At 37.2% G+C, this 2916-nt stretch carries 3 protein-coding genes; all 3 read left to right on the top strand.

Annotated features, from left to right (window positions below):
* A partial coding sequence (locus AC6F75_RS13375; RefSeq protein ID WP_500715591.1) for a type IX secretion component PorD family protein occupies positions 1–381 on the top strand: 381 nt, incomplete at its 5' end.
* A 58-nt stretch (positions 382–439) separates the two neighbouring features.
* Positions 440–2092, top strand: coding sequence for a DNA repair protein RecN (gene recN / locus AC6F75_RS13370; protein WP_500715590.1), 1653 nt, complete (start codon positions 440–442; stop codon positions 2090–2092).
* 80 nt (positions 2093–2172) lie between these two features.
* Positions 2173–2916 (top strand): SDR family oxidoreductase (locus AC6F75_RS13365; RefSeq protein ID WP_500715589.1); only part of this gene is annotated, 744 nt, incomplete at its 3' end.

The raw sequence follows: 2916 nt of genomic DNA, 5'->3' as shown, positions 1-2916 counted from the left end.
ACCGCCGCTTCAAGCAATTTTCAAGGCTGGAAAGCCACTGACGGGTCTCAATCCAGATATCAAATCAATGAGGCATTGATTTCGCCCATATTCAATACATTTCATACTGTAATGTACAATTACCACAGGCTGGGGCTTGATGTTATGCAGGAAAATGTCAAGGAAGGAAAAGAAAAAATTGCTGAAGCTGTTAATTCTTTAAGGGAAATTAATGACAGAAGACCCAATTCATTTTTGTTGCGCACTTTCTTTGACGCTAAAGCTGAAGAAATTCAATCCATTTTTAGTGACGGACCCAGTGTAAACATTGATCAGCTCACCCAAAACCTGACCAGAATGGCTCCTACAAAAAGAGAACATTGGTCAACAATTAAATTTTAGTTACTTGTTTTAAATCTTAAACTCTCATACCTTTAACTCTTCTAAAAAAAGTATAGGGTTGATTACACAGCTTTCCATAAAAAACTTTGCTTTAATTGAAGATATCAATGTCAATTTTAAAGAAGGTTTTACGATCATCACCGGTGAAACCGGTGCCGGAAAATCCATTCTTTTGGGGGCATTGTCCTTGCTATTAGGAAAACGGGCCGATTTGAGCAGCATCAAAAACAGTTCAAAAAAATGTGTTATTGAAGGCGAGTTTCAAATTGGTTCATACACGCTGAAGGAGCTTTTTGTTTCCGTAGATATCGACTATGAAGAAGTCACTATAATCAGAAGGGAAATCCTGCCCAACGGAAAATCCAGGGCTTTTATAAATGATACTCCTGTAAACCTTTCCACCTTGAGTGTGCTTGCTGAAAAACTTATCGACATTCACAATCAGCATCAAACACTTGAAATTTCGTCACAGGATTTTCAATTCAATGTCATAGATGCGCTGGCTGACACAAAAACACTTCTGGACGTTTACAAAATTGATTTGACGATTCTCAAAGAAAAGAAGAAACAGTTGCAACAACTCATCGAGTCAAAAAACAATGCTCAAAAGGAGTTGGATTACAATTCATTTTTACTTGAGGAACTTGAAGAAGCCCTGCTGAACCCCGGCGAATTAACAACATTAGAAGAAGAATATGAAAAGCTCAATAATGTAGAAAGCATTCAGGAAAATCTGGTTGAAATTATTCATTTAATCAGCAATGAAGAATTGGGTGTAATTCAAATTTTAAACGAAATTAAATCCAAAATCAACAAGCTCAAAAACCTTTCAACTTCATATGAAACATTAAGCAACCGTTTGGAAATCGTTCAGATAGAATTAAAAGACATTCACCTTGATTTAAGTTCTGAACTCGATACCGCAGAAGCCAACCCCGAACGTCTTCAGGAAATAAACGACCGTTTGCAATTGCTGAATAAACTGATGAGTAAACACCAGTCTATGACAGTGGATGAGCTAATAGAAATCAGAAACAACTTAGCTGAAACCGTAGAAGAAACATCCGGGCTTGATTTTAAAATCCAGTCACTGCAGCAGGATATTTCAAACTTAGAAAACAGTTTAAACGAAAATGCCTCTAAAATTTATCAGGCAAGAACTTCTGTTTTAAAAGATTTAATCGACGAATTAGAAAAAACACTCTCAGGTCTGGGAATGCCCAATGCGAAATTCAAAATTGAACTGAATCACTCTGTCAACTTTTACGAAAATGGAAAAGACGAACTCAGCTTCTTGTTTACAGCAAATAAGGGTTCAGCTTTTGGTGAATTAAAAAAAGTGGCATCAGGTGGAGAGCTTAGCAGGATCATGCTGGCCATTAAGTCAATTTTAGCGAATTACAGTCAGTTGCCCACCATTATTTTTGATGAAATAGATACCGGTGTTTCCGGTGAAGTGGCTAATAAAGTTGCAGAAATTCTTAAATCAATGAGCCAAAACATGCAGGTAATCAGTATTACACATTTACCTCAAATTGCTGCAAAAGGCGACAATCACTTTAAAGTGTTTAAAGAAGATGTGGAAAACCAAACGTTCACAAAGCTTAAGGCACTTTCATATGAAAATAGAATTACTGAACTTGCTGAAATGTTAAGCGGTGAGAAAAAATCTGATTCCGCGTTAGCTCACGCACGTGAATTATTGAATTAAAATGTATATTTGAAAATCTTGGATTAATATAATTGTAAGATATAATCAACTGAAATTGTATAAATTAAAAATCAACTATAATGTCATATAATTTACTAAAAGGAAAACGAGGAATCATATTTGGTGCTTTGGATGAAAATTCCATTGCTTGGAAAACCGCAGAAAGAGTTTATGAAGAAGGTGGAGCTTTTGTGTTGACCAATGCACCCATTGCTATGAGAATGGGGCAAATCAAACAACTGGCAGAAAAAACCAATTCTGAAATCATTCCCGCAGACGCCACAAGTGTTGAAGACTTGAACAATCTTGTAGAAAAATCCATGGAAATTCTGGGTGGAAAACTTGATTTTGTACTGCACTCAATAGGGATGTCGGTCAATGTGAGAAAAGGAAACCACTATACCAATCAAAATTATGACTGGACACACAAAGGCTGGGATGTTTCGGCAGTATCATTTCATAAAACCATGCAGACCCTGTATCAAAAAGATGCGATGAACGAGTGGGGGAGTATAGTGGCACTGACCTATATGGCAGCACAAAGGGTTTTTCCTGATTATAATGATATGGCAGACAACAAAGCCTATCTGGAGTCCATTGCCAGAAGCTTTGGTTACTTTTTTGGCAGGGATAAAAAAGTGAGGGTGAACACCATTTCGCAGTCGCCTACTCCCACAACTGCCGGACAGGGAGTTAAAGGTTTTGACGCTTTTATCAACTATGCCGAGAAAATGTCGCCATTGGGCAATGCCACAGCAGAAGATTGCGCCAATTATACAATTGCTATGTTTAGCGATTTGACCAAAAGAGTCACTCTTCAAAAC

This window comes from Planktosalinus sp., assembly GCF_059864935.1.
The sequence above is the reverse complement of the archived record's forward strand: the minus strand, read 5'-3'. Positions and strand labels throughout refer to the sequence as shown.